The 16,242-nt window shown below is 64.0% G+C and carries 21 protein-coding genes; 2 read left to right on the forward strand and 19 right to left on the reverse strand.

What is annotated here, in order from left to right:
* The first annotated feature begins 13 nt into the window (after positions 1-13).
* Positions 14-1,393, forward strand: a complete 1,380-nt coding sequence (locus tag ACFWF1_RS01055; RefSeq protein WP_379284117.1) for a pentapeptide repeat-containing protein — start codon at positions 14-16, stop codon at positions 1,391-1,393.
* Between the two features lie 600 nt (positions 1,394-1,993).
* On the opposite strand, the gene ACFWF1_RS01060 is transcribed toward ACFWF1_RS01055, so the two are convergent.
* The 19 genes from ACFWF1_RS01060 to ACFWF1_RS01150 form a co-directional block, all read right to left on the reverse strand.
* Positions 1,994-2,212, reverse strand: a complete 219-nt coding sequence (locus ACFWF1_RS01060) for a hypothetical protein (protein ID WP_379284116.1) — start codon at positions 2,210-2,212, stop codon at positions 1,994-1,996.
* Positions 2,213-2,240: 28 nt separating this feature from the next.
* Positions 2,241-2,456 (reverse strand): hypothetical protein, encoded by a 216-nt coding sequence (locus ACFWF1_RS01065; protein WP_379284115.1) that lies wholly within the window; start codon positions 2,454-2,456, stop codon positions 2,241-2,243.
* A gap of 11 nt (positions 2,457-2,467) precedes the next feature.
* A complete protein-coding gene (locus tag ACFWF1_RS01070) occupies positions 2,468-3,682 on the reverse strand; it encodes a hypothetical protein (RefSeq protein ID WP_379284114.1) in 1,215 nt (404 codons plus the stop codon).
* Positions 3,683-4,083: 401 nt separating this feature from the next.
* Complete coding sequence (locus ACFWF1_RS01075; RefSeq protein WP_379284113.1) at positions 4,084-4,377, reverse strand: hypothetical protein; 294 nt, start codon at positions 4,375-4,377, stop codon at positions 4,084-4,086.
* Between the two features lie 191 nt (positions 4,378-4,568).
* Positions 4,569-5,252 (reverse strand): MspA family porin, encoded by a 684-nt coding sequence (locus ACFWF1_RS01080; RefSeq protein ID WP_379284112.1) that lies wholly within the window; start codon positions 5,250-5,252, stop codon positions 4,569-4,571.
* Positions 5,253-5,604: 352 nt separating this feature from the next.
* On the reverse strand, positions 5,605-6,243 hold the full coding sequence (locus ACFWF1_RS01085; RefSeq protein WP_379284111.1) for a hypothetical protein: 639 nt from the start codon (positions 6,241-6,243) through the stop codon (positions 5,605-5,607).
* Between the two features lie 101 nt (positions 6,244-6,344).
* Complete coding sequence (locus ACFWF1_RS01090; protein ID WP_379284110.1) at positions 6,345-6,515, reverse strand: hypothetical protein; 171 nt, start codon at positions 6,513-6,515, stop codon at positions 6,345-6,347.
* A 426-nt stretch (positions 6,516-6,941) separates the two neighbouring features.
* Entirely contained in the window at positions 6,942-7,940 is a 999-nt protein-coding gene (locus tag ACFWF1_RS01095; RefSeq protein WP_379284109.1) for a GAF domain-containing protein, read from the reverse strand.
* A gap of 82 nt (positions 7,941-8,022) precedes the next feature.
* Positions 8,023-8,841: a hypothetical protein gene (locus ACFWF1_RS01100; protein ID WP_379284107.1), complete on the reverse strand. Its 819-nt coding sequence runs from the start codon at positions 8,839-8,841 to the stop codon at positions 8,023-8,025.
* Positions 8,841-9,047 (reverse strand): hypothetical protein, encoded by a 207-nt coding sequence (locus ACFWF1_RS01105; RefSeq protein WP_379284106.1) that lies wholly within the window; start codon positions 9,045-9,047, stop codon positions 8,841-8,843. Before ACFWF1_RS01105 ends, ACFWF1_RS01100 begins: the two co-directional genes overlap by 1 nt.
* Complete coding sequence (locus ACFWF1_RS01110; RefSeq protein WP_379284105.1) at positions 9,044-9,433, reverse strand: hypothetical protein; 390 nt, start codon at positions 9,431-9,433, stop codon at positions 9,044-9,046. The genes ACFWF1_RS01105 and ACFWF1_RS01110 overlap by 4 nt, the downstream gene beginning before the upstream one ends.
* Positions 9,430-9,900 (reverse strand): hypothetical protein, encoded by a 471-nt coding sequence (locus ACFWF1_RS01115; RefSeq protein WP_379284104.1) that lies wholly within the window; start codon positions 9,898-9,900, stop codon positions 9,430-9,432. The genes ACFWF1_RS01110 and ACFWF1_RS01115 overlap by 4 nt, the downstream gene beginning before the upstream one ends.
* A gap of 440 nt (positions 9,901-10,340) precedes the next feature.
* The gene (locus tag ACFWF1_RS01120) at positions 10,341-11,687 is read right to left on the reverse strand and encodes an AAA family ATPase (RefSeq protein WP_379284102.1); all 1,347 of its coding nucleotides are present in this window, start codon (positions 11,685-11,687) and stop codon (positions 10,341-10,343) included.
* On the reverse strand, positions 11,684-13,204 hold the full coding sequence (locus ACFWF1_RS01125; RefSeq protein ID WP_379284100.1) for a hypothetical protein: 1,521 nt from the start codon (positions 13,202-13,204) through the stop codon (positions 11,684-11,686). The genes ACFWF1_RS01120 and ACFWF1_RS01125 overlap by 4 nt, the downstream gene beginning before the upstream one ends.
* A 99-nt stretch (positions 13,205-13,303) precedes the next feature.
* Complete coding sequence (locus ACFWF1_RS01130; RefSeq protein WP_379284099.1) at positions 13,304-13,501, reverse strand: hypothetical protein; 198 nt, start codon at positions 13,499-13,501, stop codon at positions 13,304-13,306.
* A complete protein-coding gene (locus ACFWF1_RS01135) occupies positions 13,498-13,899 on the reverse strand; it encodes a hypothetical protein (protein ID WP_379284098.1) in 402 nt (133 codons plus the stop codon). The genes ACFWF1_RS01130 and ACFWF1_RS01135 overlap by 4 nt, the downstream gene beginning before the upstream one ends.
* On the reverse strand, positions 13,896-14,132 hold the full coding sequence (locus ACFWF1_RS01140) for a hypothetical protein (protein WP_379284097.1): 237 nt from the start codon (positions 14,130-14,132) through the stop codon (positions 13,896-13,898). The genes ACFWF1_RS01135 and ACFWF1_RS01140 overlap by 4 nt, the downstream gene beginning before the upstream one ends.
* Before the next feature lie 6 nt (positions 14,133-14,138).
* Positions 14,139-15,098, reverse strand: coding sequence for an AAA family ATPase (locus tag ACFWF1_RS01145; RefSeq protein WP_379284096.1), 960 nt, complete (start codon positions 15,096-15,098; stop codon positions 14,139-14,141).
* A 165-nt stretch (positions 15,099-15,263) separates the two neighbouring features.
* A complete protein-coding gene (locus ACFWF1_RS01150) occupies positions 15,264-15,500 on the reverse strand; it encodes a helix-turn-helix domain-containing protein (protein WP_379284095.1) in 237 nt (78 codons plus the stop codon).
* Positions 15,501-15,698: 198 nt separating this feature from the next.
* Here ACFWF1_RS01150 and ACFWF1_RS01155 point away from each other — a divergent pair, with 198 nt between their 5' ends.
* Positions 15,699-16,088, forward strand: a complete 390-nt coding sequence (locus tag ACFWF1_RS01155; protein WP_379284094.1) for a helix-turn-helix domain-containing protein — start codon at positions 15,699-15,701, stop codon at positions 16,086-16,088.
* The last annotated feature ends 154 nt before the right edge of the window (positions 16,089-16,242 follow it).

Raw genomic sequence — 16,242 nt, forward strand, 5'->3', positions numbered from 1 at the left:
GTACCGTTTTGCTGTGTCCGAGGTGGAGAAAGCGACGACCGAGACGGCCCCGGTGGAAAGCCCTAACCGCGGGCTGGTCTTGATGCGGAACCGATCGCTGTGGTTCGGCCTCGTAGGCACAACGGTCGGTGGTGGCGTCGCGGGGTTCAGTGCAGCCCTGTTGTTCGGTGTGCAGGCAGGGTTTTCGCAGCCGCTCGCGACATTCCTCGCTGGTGCCGGAGCGCTGAGTGCTGGTGTTCTCGCCTACCTCAACGGTGAACGCACCCGCAACCTCACCAAGCAGCAACACGAAGCTGACACGAAGCGTGAGCGCGAGCGCCACCAGGCCGACATGGACCGTGAGCGCGAGCGGCACGCGGAAGACTCACGCCGCGCAGAAGTAACGGGCTTGCGTGACCGCTACACCGCCATCGCCGCCCAGATCGCCGACAACAACTCCGCTGCCATCCGGCAAGCGGGCGTCTACGCGCTGACCGCGCTCGCCGACGACTGGCATGCCTTCGGCGAAGACGACGAACGACAGGTCTGCATCAACCTGCTCCAGTGGTACCTGCGCGTTCCTTTTCCGGAGGGTGAAGATCCGGAGAAGCCGGATCTGTCGGAGCGGGAGATCCGTCAGACCATCGTCGTGATCCTGGCTGAACGCCGTCGTCGGCCTGTCGAGCATTCGAAATCTTGGGCTGCCACCGCCATCAGCATGAATCAGGCATCACTACCGAACTGCGTCCTTCAAGGTAACGACCTGTCTGATCTGAGTTTTTCCAAAGCAGACTTGACCAGCGCGAACCTGAACGGAGCGGACCTGACCAGCGCGAACCTGAACGGAGCGGGCCTGAGCGGCGCGTATTTGATCGATGCGAACCTGAACGGCGCGAAGCTGCACGGCGCGAAGCTGAGCGGCGCGTACCTGATCGAGGCGGACCTGAACGGCGCGGACCTGTATGGCGCGAAGCTGAGCGGCGCGAGCCTGATAGGTGCGAACCTGAACCGTGCGAACCTGAACCGTGCGGACCTGAACGGCGCGCGCCTGAACGGCGCGAACCTGCACGGCGCGAAGCTGCACGGCGCGAACCTGAACGGCGCGGACCTGCTCTACGCGGACCTGACCAGCGCGAATTTAGGCGGTACGAGCCTGACCGACACGAGGTTGAACAGTGCGAACCTGATCGACGCGGACCTGACCCGCGCGAACCTGAACGGCGCGAACCTAAACGGCGCGAACCTAAACGGCGCGGACCTGACCGGTGCGGACCTGACCAGCGCGAACCTAAACGGCGCGAAGCTGAACCGTGCGAACCTGACCGACGTGAATCTGACCGAAATAACTACCGATGAAGGTACGCAGTGGCCGGAGGGGTTTACTGCACCACAGCCTAATCCTGACCGCCGATAACGGCGGACGAAGGAACAGATTTCGCAGGGAGATCCCGCGCAGTGGAGACGAGCCAGGAACCAGGTGGCGTGTTAGCCGGTAATGGTGTCGCTCACCCACCTTCATCGTCGACCCCGATGCAAACCCCGGCGGCCGCCTGCCCACCGCCAGATGCGGCCGCCTCCGCGCCGCATATGCCGAGGCAATCAGTCGATGTCGTCAGTTACGAGGACGAAGACGAGGACGAGTATTACCGCAATTTCAGCATCACCCAACAAGACGACTATCGGCCCCGATCGAACCGCCCACACAACCGGTAAAAGAGAGCTGGTCCGCGGCGATTGAGCCGAAGGCAGGCGCCCCCCACCCTCGGATGGCTCCGACGCAGCATCTCAGCCAACGAACGTCCGCACATGCCGTGGGACACGAAGTCACACGATGCGAGTAAGACCGAGCAGTGCCCGACACCGGCGCGGGCGCGAGCCCGTACAGATACGGTGCCACCTCGACATCCTCGCTACCAGAGTTCGCAGTAATCGGCTCGATCCGCCGGTCGGCCGCTACCTGCTTGTTCACCACCCCGGCCTCCGTGTACGCCAGTACGATCCGCACGCAACGCCCCTATTCGGAATCGTCAAAACCTTCCGTCCAGTAGTCCTTATCTATTTCGAAGCGATGGATAACGAACCGGTCGGGAAGGTCACGGAAGCCTGGCAGCACGCGTAGCCGCTCAATCGCCGCCTCCGCCTCCGCTTCGGAGGTGTACAGCCCGATTTCCTTTACTTCGTCCTCACCCTCATTCAATTCATACTCATGGTTAACGAGGAAAACACACTCCACAAAGCGCCTCCTTAACTGTCGACATCAATCATGCGGTCGCGAATCCGCGAGTCCAGTGATCTCTATTCAGCGAGTGTCTCACGATTTGAAAATCGCCTGGTCGGTGGCTGAATCCTGGCAGCTTCACCATTCGCTCGATCGCCCGTTTCGCATTGGCTTCACTGGAGTAGACGCCGATGATGCGCAGCTTCTCGGCACCGTCTGGTAATTCGTAGTAATGCTGTAATAGATATGGTTCGTTCATTCGATTACCTCCTATCTTTCACCCTTCGGCTTCGGCGGGTCCTGCCACGCTCGATCGCCGTACTTCTTGATCTTGCTGTACTCGCTGCGCGGTCCTGTATCCTCCGGTTTCAGGTCCCAGTTCCCCTCACCGTATTCCTCGTCCATCAGTCTACGCGCGTAGTCTTTTCCGCTCTCCCCTTCGCGAGGCGGTTTGCCTTTCGCGAAATTCGGCACGTTCGTTGCCCGCTCCTTATCAGATCCGGGTTTGGGGACTTTTGAGCGAGGAGTGTCGCTTGGTTTGTTCTGGCTGAACCATTTGCCCATCAGCTCTTTGAGTCGATCGAGGCCGACGCCGGCGGCGCGAGCGGCGTCTTCGATCATTTTCTGGAACTGATCGGGGTATAAAAGGGCCCAGACGGCCCCGACCGCGAGGACGACGCCCAGGATGATCGCCCACAACGGCAGCGACGCGATCGCCGCTATGGCACCGGCGACGAACGGGATCGCGAGCACGAAGAACGCCACCATCGTGTTCGGCCCGGACTTTTCCGGGTCCTCGTCTGGATTGTTGTCGCCCGGAGGCTGATCCGAGCTGTCGTCGCCGGAGCCTGGCGTCGCTGCTGCACCGGTTTCATCGCTAGAGGGCGGGCTGCCGCCGGAGGTGCCGCCGTTCCCGTAGCCACCACCGCCGTTGCCGGTGGCGGGTGGGTCCTCGACATGCGGTTGGGCGGGTCGCAGCGATTCCGCGTCCGGTGGGGGCGTGTGTGGTTGAGCGGGCTTGTTCTCCTGTTGCGGTGGTTGTTTGGGTGTGGCCATCGCCGCTGGTACCCGCCCGGGGCGAGTGCTGCCCGCTGGCGCGGAGTCAGTACGTGAAGAGATGTCTGCGGTGCCGCCGAGCTTGCCCCGCGATCGTGTGGTAGATACACCGCCAGCCAAGAACGCGGTGACACCGACGAGCAGAATCGCTGGCATCCGTCGATCCGCATCAGCAGACACGAGTTCCGGCCCACCGCCGTGAGGCTGGCCTGTCGGAGCCACGACGACATTGGTGGAGGAGTCCCCGCCGGGTTGCGCGGGGTCCTCGGGCGTGGCCGGTGTCGACGGTGGCGCAACCGAACCGCGCAGCAGGCGTTGTTTCAGATCAGCGAACTCCTGATCCGACAGCACCCCCCGCTCATGCAGTCGCGCCGCCCGTTCCAACTGGGACACGATATCCGCGCCGAGCGGTGCGGGCGCTTCAGGCACGGGGGCCGGTAGCGTTCCCGGCTGCGCCGGGGCGGGTGGGGCTGGCGGCGGGTTGCCGGGTAGGACGGGTTCGGGTGCGCCGGGGACCGGGATGATGGGGGTCCCGTTGTAGGGGCCGGGTGCGGGCGGGACATAGGCGCCGCCGTTGGGTCCACCGCCAGTGCCAGGCTGATCCGGGAACGCGGGGACCACGGGTGTAGGTACCGGTGCGGTGCTCGGCACTCCGGGCTGGGGTTGCGGTGGGGGCGGAGGTGGGCACGACACCATCGGGGAGGGGATACAGATCGGTTGTGCTGCAACAGGACTGGCCAACAAGGCGGCGACACTACCAGCGAGGACCGCGGCCGCCATCACGTACCCGGTTACTCGCCGCCTCATTGACGACACCGTGGCCGAGGTCCTCACCGGCCTGATCCGGGCCCGGCCTCACCGGTACGGATCCGTGCGATCAGTGCGTCGGCGCCTTGCCAGAACAGTCGGCCCGCGATCGACATGACCACGAAATAGCCTAAATACACCCAGATCGCACCGTAGTGATCGGCCCATCCGGGTATCCGGTTCAACAGTGCAAACGCGGCGATCAGCACGCCCAGTCCAACCACCAACGCGGCCACTGGACGAATCAGTCCTTCACTGGAATCCGCTGCCGGTGACTCCGCGGGGTTGCCTGCCGCTGTCGATGCTTTTGTAGTCACTGCCCATGCTCCCTTCGCCTGCTTCTACAGCCGTGGTCGAACTAGGGGGAATGCGGGAGAGCTGTTGACGCGACAGCATCTTCAAGATCGGTACCGTCGGGATGCTACTCCGCTAGCTCACTGCCTTGACCTGCATCAATGACGACCGTTTGCAACGATCCGGTCACTTGTAGGGAGACCAGTGATGGTGATCAGAACGACTGGGGTTCCCCGTAGACGGTGACCGAGTCGTCGCGGGTGGCGGTCGACACGGTGAACGAGGCGATGGTGCGCATCGCGACCTGCCCGATACAAGCATCCACATGTAACGCCACCCCTTTCAACGCCAAGTCCCCCGTCGCGGCGGCGATCGGCTTGGAACCCAGGGTCACGGTGGTGATCGAACCCGGCCGCAGCGTCACCGCGACATTGCCGCCGAGTCCTGCGTTGGCACCACCGTTGAGACCGGCTGTGCCCGCAGGGGACTGCGACAGCGTCCCGTTGCCGGAGGCTCCGAGGTTGGCGCCGAGGTTGGCGTTCAGCCCCAAGGTCAGCCCGGGTGAAACATCGGTATTGCAGCCGATCATCACCCCCGCCGCGATCACTCCCGCCCGCACCGGGGTGCTGCCTTGTCCACCGATCGTCGCACTGGCCGTGACCGACAAGAACGCCTCCCGAGAGAACGCCGCAGCGTTCAACGGCGGAACCGGATCCAAAGTCTCCTCGGTCTTGGCTACCGAAATCTCCCAGCCCTCCGGGGATTGCATCGTCTGAGCCTTATCGACGCCCGGTTCCGCGAACCCGACACCAGCAACAGGCACACCCAGCAGCAACACCAACGACACCGGGCACACCGCCCTGACGAACCAGCCGAGCCTACCTTCGGACACGAGCATGCAGGTCAAACCTCCACAATCGGCGAATCCTCAACGACACGACAAAAGTCCGGCAAACACTAGCCGCCGACCAAACCCGAACAAGTCATTCCAGGCGGAACACACCGGCCCTCTGCGATCGAAGTCTGGCCGGAACGGAGACAAGACCTTTCACGTACAGGGCTTCCGACCAACCGTCCGCCATGGACTGTGTCAGCCAGACTGGCCGTGCTGGCCAACGGTGTATTCGTAGCCACAACCGACCGGGATTGATGCCACATCGTGTTCTCAGTTCCGCATACCCGGGGATGGTGAACATCTCGGAAATGCATCCGCTATGCCGCATATCGTGTGGAACTTGCTCGTGCCTTGGCTATTCGAGGACACCGAGAGGAAGCTGACAGCCGAGTGCGGCGGCGAGGAGCCGGTAGTGGGTGGGCGCCCAGCTGGTGCGGCAGGCTTGGCAGGTGCAGCCCGCTGCGGTGATCTGGAGGGCAGCTTGGCGGACGAGTTCGCCGGAGGCGTCGGGGCGGTGGACGGTGCGGACTGCGCAGGCCGGGCATGCTGCGACCAGTTCCCACCGGCGAACCGGCTCGAGCAGCGCCTTCCCGGCTCCGGCCCAGTGCATCAGCAGTGAGGTCCACGCGTGTATGTGCTCGAGGTCCTCGGGTGCCCACTCGGTCGCGGCGAGCTGGTTGAGGCGGCGCACGGTCTCGGATTGGCCGTTGTCGGGGCCGGCGTCGGGACACCAGGCGGTGACCGTGGTGTCGATATCGGTGAGCCAGTCCAGGCCTTCGACCCAGGCCGGGGGCAGGCTGCGTGGCCGCAAGGTTCCGCCGTCGCCTTGGCGTGCGGCCAGTTCGGCGCGGATCTCGTCGTAGACCGATTCGCCGTAGCCGCTGCGAGTTTCGCCGTCGCTGTCGGTGTGACTACGCAGCCGGTGCCCGATGAGGGCGTGGACCGCGTCCTCGAGCTCGGTGGATACGACGATTCGTGGAATAGTGCGGGTCATGGGCGTGAATCCGGTTGTGTCACAGCGACGATCACCATATATCTACCCTAGCGTGCATCAGTAGATATGGCAGCAGTGCGTTTCTGGTGAGTCGATCGCGGTCAGCTGGCGCGGTTGAATTGTCTTGCAGCGGCTATCAATTGGTGAAACTGCTGTTGGTAGGCGTGGCCGACCAGCCCGCAGAGCATATTGACGGCTTGTTGTTCGTCGCAGTGGAAAAACAGTGTCCGCGCTTGGTTGTAGGACAGGCCCAGCAGCTCTTGGGCGAGCATGGGGACTGAGCGGCGTTTGCCGACGGTAGATGACGATTTCGTGGCATTGGGTCCATTCGGCTCCGGCGAGGGTGACAGTCCATCCGGCGACGCTGTGGGCGGTGCCTTCGGGGCGCGCGTCGGCCCAGACTCGATGATCGTGCAGGTGTGGTTTCGCACTCAGGGTGCGAAGAACTGTGTTGGCGAGCGGCAGATTCAGGACGATAGGCACCGGAACCTCCGGGCTGGCAACATGAGTATCCCCCAACCGGCCGAGTTAGCCTCGGCCCTGGAATCAGCGACTCGTCAGTGGTCGGCCCGGCCCGGCGTGACAAATCAAGCTGATGACAACGGTTCTCACGAGGGGGGCTGGCCAGGGTCGAGGGGGCCTAACCCCGAACAGACGATCTTAAACGTGTCATCCATCATAGAGGAACCCCCGCACCGCTATTCGCTTGCCGTGGTGTGCACCATGCTGACCAAGATGGCCGCTGCATCCGAATCTTGGGTCAGCAGCACACGTTTGGCTTCGATTCGGACTCGTGCCCAGCCGCCGTGGATGTCTCGCAGCCGTAGCGTCACGTTGGCGGGTCCGTCCCTTGTCGCGCGCGCCGCCTTGCGCGCGGCGGGGAGGTCGTCAGGGTGCAGTGCGGGATCACGGTCGGGATCGCCGGTGAGTTCCCAAGCGATACCGGGCATTTCAGCGCCGAGCCACCGGTGGGCGATGAGTGTTTTGAGATCGACCAGGGCGTGATAGACGCCGGGCACGGAGAGCTCGGCGGCCATCAATGCTTGGGAGAAGCTCTGCGGTGGCGGTGAGGCGGGCTCGTCGCGGCCCGGGCTGATGTCGATCACCAGACCCTGTAGGAACCGCCGACCATCGACTCTCGCTCCGCGGGCACAGAAGTGGAGGTCGCGAGCTACACCGTCGTGACGAATGATGGGCCAGGTGTTCTGGTAGAGCGTGGTGTCGTCGGCTTGCATGGCCAGCGCGAAGGCAGCACCTTCGTCCTCGGCGAAGTTCAGGTATTGAAACGCAGTCATCCGAGAGATCTCGGCGCGTCGGCGATTATCCGGAACCTGGTACATGTCGTGAGTTTCATCAGTGTAGAAGGCGGTCATCGTTTCGAGATTCAAATCGCACGCCGCCGACCGCGGAGGTGCTGGAACCTCGATCCCGGTGCGTCCGACCCAGATTCGGATGCCATATATGTGGCCGGTGGTGTTCGTGATCGGCTCGGCGATGAGATGCTCGCCGCGTGCGGTGGAGGTCTCTTCCCAGCGATGCCCGCTGCGGCGGACCTGGTTGGTCAGACGCCGAGTGGCTTTGAGCGTCTCGTTGCGCAGGACCTTCTGGAGTGGTTGCAGGCGTACGGATTTGCGCCCGATGGCCATGACGTTCGGATCTTTACGGATGCATTCGATCAGTAGCCATTCCCCCAGCATCTGTCCCAGAATAGTGGAAACGGCGGGCTTCACAGTAGGTGGTATTACCTACGTCAAGCCCGCCGTTCCATGGGCGAGGGCCTCAGTCGGCTATCGCGATGACCCTTTGGCCGGTGATCTGCTGGACGAACAGGTCCGGGTCGACACGTCCGTCCGCGTGGTAGCGGGCTCGCAAGTTCGGGTCGACTTCGACGATGACACCGTGCTCGTCGATGGCTGCTTGGTAGTGACTGGCGTCCTCCCTGGCGAGGACGCCGTGCCAGTGCCCGTCAACGGAGAAACGGTTGCCGACCTCGGGTTGTGTGGTTCCTGGTGGGTGGTAGCGGAAGATCGCGGTCTCGAACTCTGGTCCGTCGGCGGCGATGGTTCGCTTGATGTGGGAGACGAACACATAGAGCGTGTCCCGCCACGGCCGCGAGAGCCGGTAGGTCCAGATCCGGCCGCGGTAGTGGTCGGCGTTGCCGTGGAACGGGATGCGGTAGGCGCAGCCGTCCGGCGGCACCGGGCCGGGCGGCGGCTCGGCCTGAACCTTGGTCGTGTCGGTTTCGATCAGCTCGATGATGTTGATCTGAATCGGGATCGGGATCCGTCCTCGCATCGCCAGAACACGTTGGAGGAGCGGCTGTACCGGGCCGTGGAACTGGGATCCAGGACAGAACACGGGACTGTCGTCTGCGGCGTAGTCGTAGGCATTGAGGGCTGCCTCGCAGTCCTCGCAGCCGCAGTACCGCAGCCGCAGCACCAACAGTCCCATACGGACCGGCAAGGAGTGCCATTCCTGGGGGCAGTGCAGGCAGTACTCGACGGTGCCACTGTCGGGTTCGCGGGCTAGTTGTTCATCGACCAGGGCGTCGATGGCATCGACAAGGAGGCGATCAGGGGTCGGATTATGGTGCGGCATCAGTAAATTCCGAGTTTGTCTAGTCGGTCCTCGACGGCATTTGCGGCCTCGTCGGGGTCGGGGCGCAGCGCTTCGAGACGGCGGACGGTGCCCTCGATGTCGCGGTAGATGACTCTGGCGCGCCACCGTTCGGGCTCGTTCCCGCGCGCGGGAAAGTAGGTGATCTCGATGGCCGTGCAGGTGCCTGGCTCGATCGGTGGTCTCATCGGCTACTCCCGATGACACCTTTGATGCGCAGGTCCGCGAGGGTCATCGCCCACTGCCAGGGATGGCCCTTGTTCTCTTGGGATTGAACGACGTTGAGCCACAACAGGTCTTGACCCCAGATGTCGAAACGCACGAAATGCATGACGGTGCTTGCCGCGCTCAGGGCGAAGGCATCGTGCTCGGCCAGGGCGTCGGGGTCGGCCCCCAGTTCGAGCAACGCGCGCCCGATCAGCCGTGAGCCCTGCCAGCCGCCGTCGGCGTCACGCACGAAGTAGCGATTGCCATGGGGATGACGGTGGGCGGTGGGTATGACGGCGTCCGGGGTGGTCATGACGAGTTCGCGGACCTTGCAGACCAGCGCGGTCGCGGTGATCGTGGTGTTCACAGCCGCCCCCTGGCGATGCGGTCGATGATCTCGGTGAGGTCATCGAGGGTGTTGGCGGAGTGGAACAACTCGGATGCTTGAGGTTCGGAGAGCCCGAGTCGCCGCGTGGCATATTCGGCGGCACGGATCTGCTTGCCGGTGGCCAGGTCTCGTGCGGTGGTCAGATCGGCGTCCAGGAGCACCGGAGGCAGGGTCGTGTTATCGGTGAGACCAGTGGTGCGCAGAGTCATCGTGTCGTAGGCCCAGCCCACCTCGGGATCGAGTTCGACGACCCAGCCCGCGACGCACATCGCGATCGGGCACAGCGGGGCGCCGGTGTCGGCGCGGACGATGGTGGAGATGTCGACCATCCGAAAGAACTGCTGATCCCATGTCAGGCCAGGGTGGCGGCGTTGATCGGGCAGCAAGGCGATAGTCTGGATCACCTTGCGCGCGAACCGAATATCGGGTGTGGCGCGACGAATCATGACGAAACACCGCGTCCGGCAGTATATTCGGCACCAACGAGGCGTCCCGCTGCCAAAAGATGCAAGGACAACGCCGGTAGCCAGGTGGCGTGGCAGCACGGGCAATAGCCCGTGGCGACGGTCTTGCCGCCGATGAAAGTCAGGCCGGGGTCCAGGGTCAGCGGCGAGCATGCCGGGCAACGCATACCAGCCAGGTCCTCGAGGCCCGGTCTAGGCGGTGATGCGGGCCTTGACCTGGGTTCTTCGGCCCCCTCGTGCTCGAGCGGGCAGTGCAATTCCATGACGATTGTCATCGTTTCTCCCGTAGATGCGGTATTCAATTCGCAGGGCATCGGTGGTGCTAGCCACATGAAATCCCCTGCACCCCATTGTATTTCACTCACTATTCGTACTCAATACCTTAATTCGGTTGCAGTGCAATTAATTTCAATGACGGTCGTCTATTGGAATATGCCTCGGCTGCCGCACAGCCGGAAGTAGTTGTCGCCGGGTGTCCAGGGCAGCCCGTGGGTGGAGTGGTAGAGATCGTGCGGGAACAGTCGCTCGTCGCGGGCGTAGCGCCACTGGCGCAGATTGACCACGCTGGGGTGTTCTTCTTCCTCGTGCCCGCGGGCCGGGACCAGGCCGTAGCCGAACTCAGGCCAGCGCAGCAGCAGCGAGGATCCGATCGGGCGCACCGAGCGTGAACGGCCGTCGGCTGCGTGGGGGATGTGGCCCTCCAGAATCAAGGTGAACCGGTACTTCACGCGGAGCCGATCAAGGATGCGCACCAGCTCCCGTGCGCCTTCGGCGACCTCGGTGTCGAGCCCGTTGAGTCGATACAGCGGGCCGGCGACCACGAGCGCGGGCTGGTGCGCGGCGATAGCGGCCTCGATGCGGCGCAACTCGCGCGGGTCTTCCAGGCGCACGCCGTCCGGGCGGGCTTCGATGCGTAGTTCGTCGTGCCAGTCCGGGCGCGGGTGGTTCTGTTGCGCGCACACCGCGTCGATACGTGAGACCAGATCACGGTAGCGGCGGCGCAGCTGGCCGGGCAGGTTCTCCGCGTCGAGGACCAACACCCTGTGCGAGCTGGCACGCGGGGCTCCGGCGCCGATGATCGGCGCGGCCAGGAACGGGTGCAGGCCCGCGGTGACCGCGCAGGCGATCTGGGCCAGCAGCATCGACTTCCCCAGACCTTCGATGCCGGTGAGGATCATCCGGTCGCCGTACTCGAACAGCTGCGGGATCAACCAGTCGTAGGAGTCGCTCCCGGCCAGCAGTTCCGCCACCGAAGGCGGTAGCGCCGCCTCACCGGGTGAGGCCGGGTCGGTGAAATCCAAGTCGAGGGCCTCGCGCGCGCGGGCGACGACCTGACCAGTTAACGACAGCTCGCCATTGCGGTGCAGGACATGCAGTTTCTGGATCATCCGGGTCGCTTCGGCGACAGCGGTGCGCGCATGCCACAGCGTGATGATGCGATCAGCGAAATACGGGACCGATCCGGGTACGCCCCTGCCGAGCAGCTCCAACGTGATCAGGCGTAGGCGTCCGGTGTCGGCTCCGAGTTCGCCTCTGGCGCTGGCCTTTTCCAGGACCACGACCGGGTCCGCGGGTTGTCCGGCGCGCACGAGCTCGACCAGGATGGCGTGCAGCAGCTGGTGGGCGGGCCGGTAGAACGCCTCGGTCGGGACATCGGCGACCATGGCCGCTACCTCGGCGTTGTCTTCGGTGTAGAGCGCCGCGCCGAGGATCTGTTGCTCGGCTTCGATGTCGCACATCTCCGGGTACTCGAAATCTGGGTTGTTCATGCGGTCGCCTTGGTGAGACGCTCACGCAGTTTCGAGGCCGCCCACATCCCGGTCTCCCGCATCGCGCTCACTTCGGCGCGCAGCCGGTCTTGATGGACACCGGTATCGAGCAGGGCTTCCAGTTCGGCGCGCAGTGCCTCGCGGGCCGGTCCCGGAGGGTTACCGCCCTGGCTGGCGATGGCGTCGATGTGATCGCGCGCCAGCCGGTAGGCCATCGCCCGCCGCTCACCCGCAGTCACCGGGTCCGGGGTGGGCAACGCGAGGTGCGCGGCCGCCATGCGGCGGGCGTAGCCGTGGTCGCCGTGTGGATCGAAAAGCCGGTCGACGGCCGGGTTTTCGACGACGTCGGCGGTGGCGAGGTACTCGGCGCGGGTATCGATGACCGCCTCGGCGCGGTCGAGTTCGGCTTGGGCTCGGGCGTGGCGGATCGCGCCGGCATCAGGGTCGGCCAGCACGGCGACGGCATCGGGGGCCAGGCGAGCCAAGACGCGGCGGCGCAGCGCCGGGGTCGCCGGGATTTCCGGTGCGGCGGCGTTGAGCCGGTCGGCGACCTCGTCGCCGCCATGGCGAGGACGCGGTGCGGGGCGTGGTGGCGGGAGAGGTTTTTCCTCCCGCGCGTCACCCTCGTAAGGGGGGAAACCTACTGGAGTAGAGATATTTATGACTTGTGAATTGTGAGACGCGCCCGCGTTGGTAGCCGGAGCTCTGGCCGCAACGCTAGCGGTTTCGCTAGCCGTGTCTCGTCGGTTCGCGGCTTTGGCGAGCCCTCCTTTTCTACCTGCTGACCTGGCCTGTTCGGTCCTTGCGGTGGGGTCGAGGTAGTGGGTTTGGTGGCGTCGAAAGTCGTGCATGGTGAAAAAACCGTGACCGCATGGTGTGTCCGGTGTGCATGCACCGTGCTGGCACGGTGCCGTTGTGGTGCATGTGTGGTGCTGCCATGATCCGGCCGTGGTGAGCGCGTCACGGATGCGTGGTGGCGCGATCCTGCGTGCCTGACCGAGGGCGATGACACCGTTGGTGCGGTTGCGGGCGCAGTAGATCCACAGCTCGATCAGCTTGAGCTTCGTCACCGGCGTGAGCGGACCGGTTTTGCGGTTCTCGAGGAAGTCGAGGCTGAGTTTGAGGTAGCCGCGGGTGTCCTTCACACGACGGCCAGAGGCAGGGCCGTGCACGGTTTGGTGGCGGTGGTAGTCGTGCATCGTGAAGTAGTCGCGCCCGCACGGCGCCGACGGCGTGCACGCCCCGTGCTGACACGGTGTCGCCGTGGCGCATTCGTGGTGATGCCAGCAGCGCGCGAGGGTGAAGACCTCACGGATGCGGCCGGGTATCGCGCGGCGGGCCTGGGCTGCGGCGATAACGCCGTCGGTGCGGTTGCGCGCGCAGTAGAGCCACAGCTCGATGAGTTTGAGCTTGGCCACCGGTGACAGCGGGCCGGTTTTGGGGTTCTCGAGGAAGTCCAGGGCGAGTTTGATGTATCCGCGACTGTCTCGGGGGCCTTCGCGGGCTTCAACAGGCATGCGTGTACTCCGAAAGTCATTGCGCACCAAACTGGCTCGACGTCACCAGGAGTGACGTGGAGCCGTTCGGCGTGCCACGGGCACGAGAGGGTGTGAGGTTCAGGTCAGTGGCTCGACCTCGCGGGACTCGTGCTGGCCGTCATGCCAGCGGCGTTCGGTCACTCGCGCGCTGCCGCTGCCGCTTTCCACGACGTAGCGGCACTGCCACAGCACGCGGGTGAGATAGCCGTCCTGGTCGATGATTTCGTCGATGACCACCCAGTCCTGGCCGTCACCGAACGGATCGACTGTCCTCACGGCGTGGTATCGACGGGGGTGTAGACCGGTGCGCGCCTGGGGCGTTGAGCCCGTGACTGCGAGGAGCGGATGCGGCTACGTTTGAGCGCGATCTGCACCAGCATCAACGCGATCCCACCGTCGAGGGTGTGGAGCTGTTCGAGGGTGAAAGGCTCACCAGCAGCGATGAATTCATCGAGCCGATCGGCTATCCGCTGCTCGGCCTTGGACAGGACCAGGCAGTCGTAGCGCAAGATGCGGGTACGCAAGGTGGCTACGGTCAGCCCGAGGCGCGCCGCGATCGCTTCATGGGTCATGTTCGCTTCGCGCAGGAACCGATACTCGGCGACGAAGATCCGCTGGGCGTCCTCCTTCGACGTCGTGATCGCGTCGAGGGAAGGACGCCTGCGCCCGCTCACGCCGACCTCAGTTCGACCAGCTCAGCCAGGTAGGCCCAGTAGTCGCATTCGACCCACCGCAGCGGACCGGAGTCGCCGTTGAGCCGAAACCCTTTGTCCGCCAGCAGGTGTGGCTTCGTCTGGGATCTCCACTGCCGCACCAGCTGTTCGGTGACACGGAGCCTGTCTGCTATCTCGACGATCTCGATCAACCCGTGCATGCAGGCCGGTGCCTCGCATTTCGGTCTTGCCATCTGTTCTCACCCCCTCCCCTCTGCGTAGTCATCGCCCTCTTCGGCCGCCGCAGCAGCGCGTTGCGCGGCCTGCTGCTGCTCGACGGCCTCCATGGCCGCCTTGATCGCCACGATCAGCTCCCGCAGCGTCGTCGGGGTGCCTTCGTGATCGACAGTGGGTGCGCCGAGCATCCGATAGGACTCGACCTCGAGGTAGATCTCACGCAACTGCGTCATCTCTTCGACATCGAGAATCCGCTGCCGGAACTCCGAAACCGTCGGCACGGCTTGCCCGGCGTCGAGCCAGTCGGCGATCTGGGTCGCGAGTTCGGCGCCGGGCTGGGCGATGACCTGATTGGCCAGAAACGGCAGCCGGGTCTTGGAGATGTGCAGGTTGTTGCGCAGATCCAGATCAGCGACGATGTCGAACTCGTACTCCAGCCCGTCGCGCTGCACTGGTTTCGTGCCGACCTTGCGCGGGACGGCTTTGCCTTTGGAATCCTCTTCGACGAGGTATTCGGTCTTGGTTCGCAGGGTCACGATCAGATGCCCTGGATAAGTGAGCATCGCTTCGATCATCTTGCGTTCGTCGGGGGTGACTTCCTTCCAGCCCGAGAAGCTGTTGGTGCCGGTCTTGCGGCGGTCGACCTGTTCGAGCATCCCGTCGGGACCGAACCAGTAGTGCGACCAGGAATCGATAATGAAGGGGCTGAAGCCTTTTCCGGCCGCGGCACCGAGGATCTCGACCAATCCCAGCGGTGAGAACCGCTCGGGTTCAAAGGTTTCCCACTGCCAGCCATTGAGCCCCTGGTACATGCTGGCGCGGCCGTGTTCGGTGTCGACCATCCCGATCATCGTCTTCTCGCGCTGTGCCCATTCCCAGGCCATCGCCAGCGCGGTGTAGGTCTTGCCTGACCCCGACGGGCCGGCCAAGGCCAGCCGTGCCGGGGTCTTGCGCCGCACGGCGGGTTTGAACTCGATCGCCATCACGACCACCTGCTCAGCGGCAACGCGGTGCGCCCGTCTGTCGGCTTCGCGGCAGTCGGGTTAAACTGATATCGCATAACTACTCCCGTAGATGTGCGCCGACCCGGCGGAGTGCTAGCCCGCCGGGTCAACTATTTCTCTCCCGTAGATCTGTTGAGCATTTGCTCAGTCCATGCCTCCGTCCTTCTCGTCGGGGAACAGCTCGTGAGTGGGGATCTCCAGCGCCGCAGCGATTTTCGCTGCCAGCTCCGGGCTGCATGACCTTCGTGCTCCAGAGCGCAGCAGACCGATGATGCTCTTGCCGCATCCGGCCCGGTCGGCCAGTTGGCGCACCGACCAGCCCTTGGTGGTCATCGCATCCCGCAACGCCGTCTGACTTCTCAAACGCGTGCCGTTCACCATCAAAGTTCCCTCCCTCTGCACTCCTTCCCCCTGCCACAGACACTAACAACTGAAGGCATCAGTGTCTACTGACATGAACTTCGGTATAGACCATCGCAGCAGCTAGAAGCGACAGATAGCAGATATGTTCCGCATAGGTTCAAGACATTCGATATCGTGTATAGAGTTGGTGTGGACACATGCCTTACCCTTGTGGACATGGCAAGAACCCGCCCGATACCCGAACCGTGGGCCTCCGCGATGGCCGCGGTCGGTATCAAGAGCCGCAACCAGCTCGCCGACGAAGCGGGCGTGCACGCCACCACCGTCACTCGCCTGATCGACAACCCCGAACATCCAGCCGCCCTGGATACCATCCGCGCCATCGCGACCGCACTCAAGCTCGACACCCGCGACGTCGCACACTGGTCCGGCATCGCGCTGGAACTCGACGAGCCCTACAACCCACCGCCAGAAGCCGCGATCCTGGACCGCGACCAGCGCAGACTCGTCTCTGACCTCATTCGCGCCCTGGCCGCGAACAATCGACACCCCCGGCCTCCGTTGAAGATTCAGACTACCGGCGTCGTTGTACTTTCCAACGACTAGCCAAACAACCTGGAATTATTAGCTATTCGGTGATTCAATCGCACTGAATCACCGAATAGTGTTGTGGTCCCGTAGAATTGAATAGCACAACACCGGCTAGCACCGGTCGAATCATCTACGGGAGCACAAATGCAGAATGTCCATGACGCTGCGC

Origin of the sequence: Nocardia sp. NPDC060255, from assembly GCF_042727395.1 — a bacterium.
Taxonomy (GTDB): Bacteria; Actinomycetota; Actinomycetes; order Mycobacteriales; family Mycobacteriaceae; genus Nocardia.

Excerpts from the sequence above, each read along its gene's own strand:
- ACFWF1_RS01065 (WP_379284115.1), bottom strand. The coding sequence starts at position 2,456 with ATGAACGAACCATATCTATTACAGCATTACTACGAATTACCAGACGGT.
- ACFWF1_RS01080 (WP_379284112.1), bottom strand. The coding sequence starts at position 5,252 with ATGCTCGTGTCCGAAGGTAGGCTCGGCTGGTTCGTCAGGGCGGTGTGC.
- ACFWF1_RS01085 (WP_379284111.1), bottom strand. The coding sequence starts at position 6,243 with ATGACCCGCACTATTCCACGAATCGTCGTATCCACCGAGCTCGAGGAC.
- ACFWF1_RS01090 (WP_379284110.1), bottom strand. The coding sequence starts at position 6,515 with ATGCTCGCCCAAGAGCTGCTGGGCCTGTCCTACAACCAAGCGCGGACA.
- ACFWF1_RS01095 (WP_379284109.1), bottom strand. The coding sequence starts at position 7,940 with ATGCTGGGGGAATGGCTACTGATCGAATGCATCCGTAAAGATCCGAAC.
- ACFWF1_RS01100 (WP_379284107.1), bottom strand. The coding sequence starts at position 8,841 with ATGCCGCACCATAATCCGACCCCTGATCGCCTCCTTGTCGATGCCATC.
- ACFWF1_RS01105 (WP_379284106.1), bottom strand. The coding sequence starts at position 9,047 with ATGAGACCACCGATCGAGCCAGGCACCTGCACGGCCATCGAGATCACC.
- ACFWF1_RS01115 (WP_379284104.1), bottom strand. The coding sequence starts at position 9,900 with ATGATTCGTCGCGCCACACCCGATATTCGGTTCGCGCGCAAGGTGATC.
- ACFWF1_RS01120 (WP_379284102.1), bottom strand. The coding sequence starts at position 11,687 with ATGAACAACCCAGATTTCGAGTACCCGGAGATGTGCGACATCGAAGCC.
- ACFWF1_RS01125 (WP_379284100.1), bottom strand. The coding sequence starts at position 13,204 with ATGCCTGTTGAAGCCCGCGAAGGCCCCCGAGACAGTCGCGGATACATC.
- ACFWF1_RS01140 (WP_379284097.1), bottom strand. The coding sequence starts at position 14,132 with ATGGCAAGACCGAAATGCGAGGCACCGGCCTGCATGCACGGGTTGATC.
- ACFWF1_RS01145 (WP_379284096.1), bottom strand. The coding sequence starts at position 15,098 with ATGGCGATCGAGTTCAAACCCGCCGTGCGGCGCAAGACCCCGGCACGG.
- ACFWF1_RS01150 (WP_379284095.1), bottom strand. The coding sequence starts at position 15,500 with ATGGTGAACGGCACGCGTTTGAGAAGTCAGACGGCGTTGCGGGATGCG.
- ACFWF1_RS01155 (WP_379284094.1), top strand. The coding sequence starts at position 15,699 with ATGGCAAGAACCCGCCCGATACCCGAACCGTGGGCCTCCGCGATGGCC.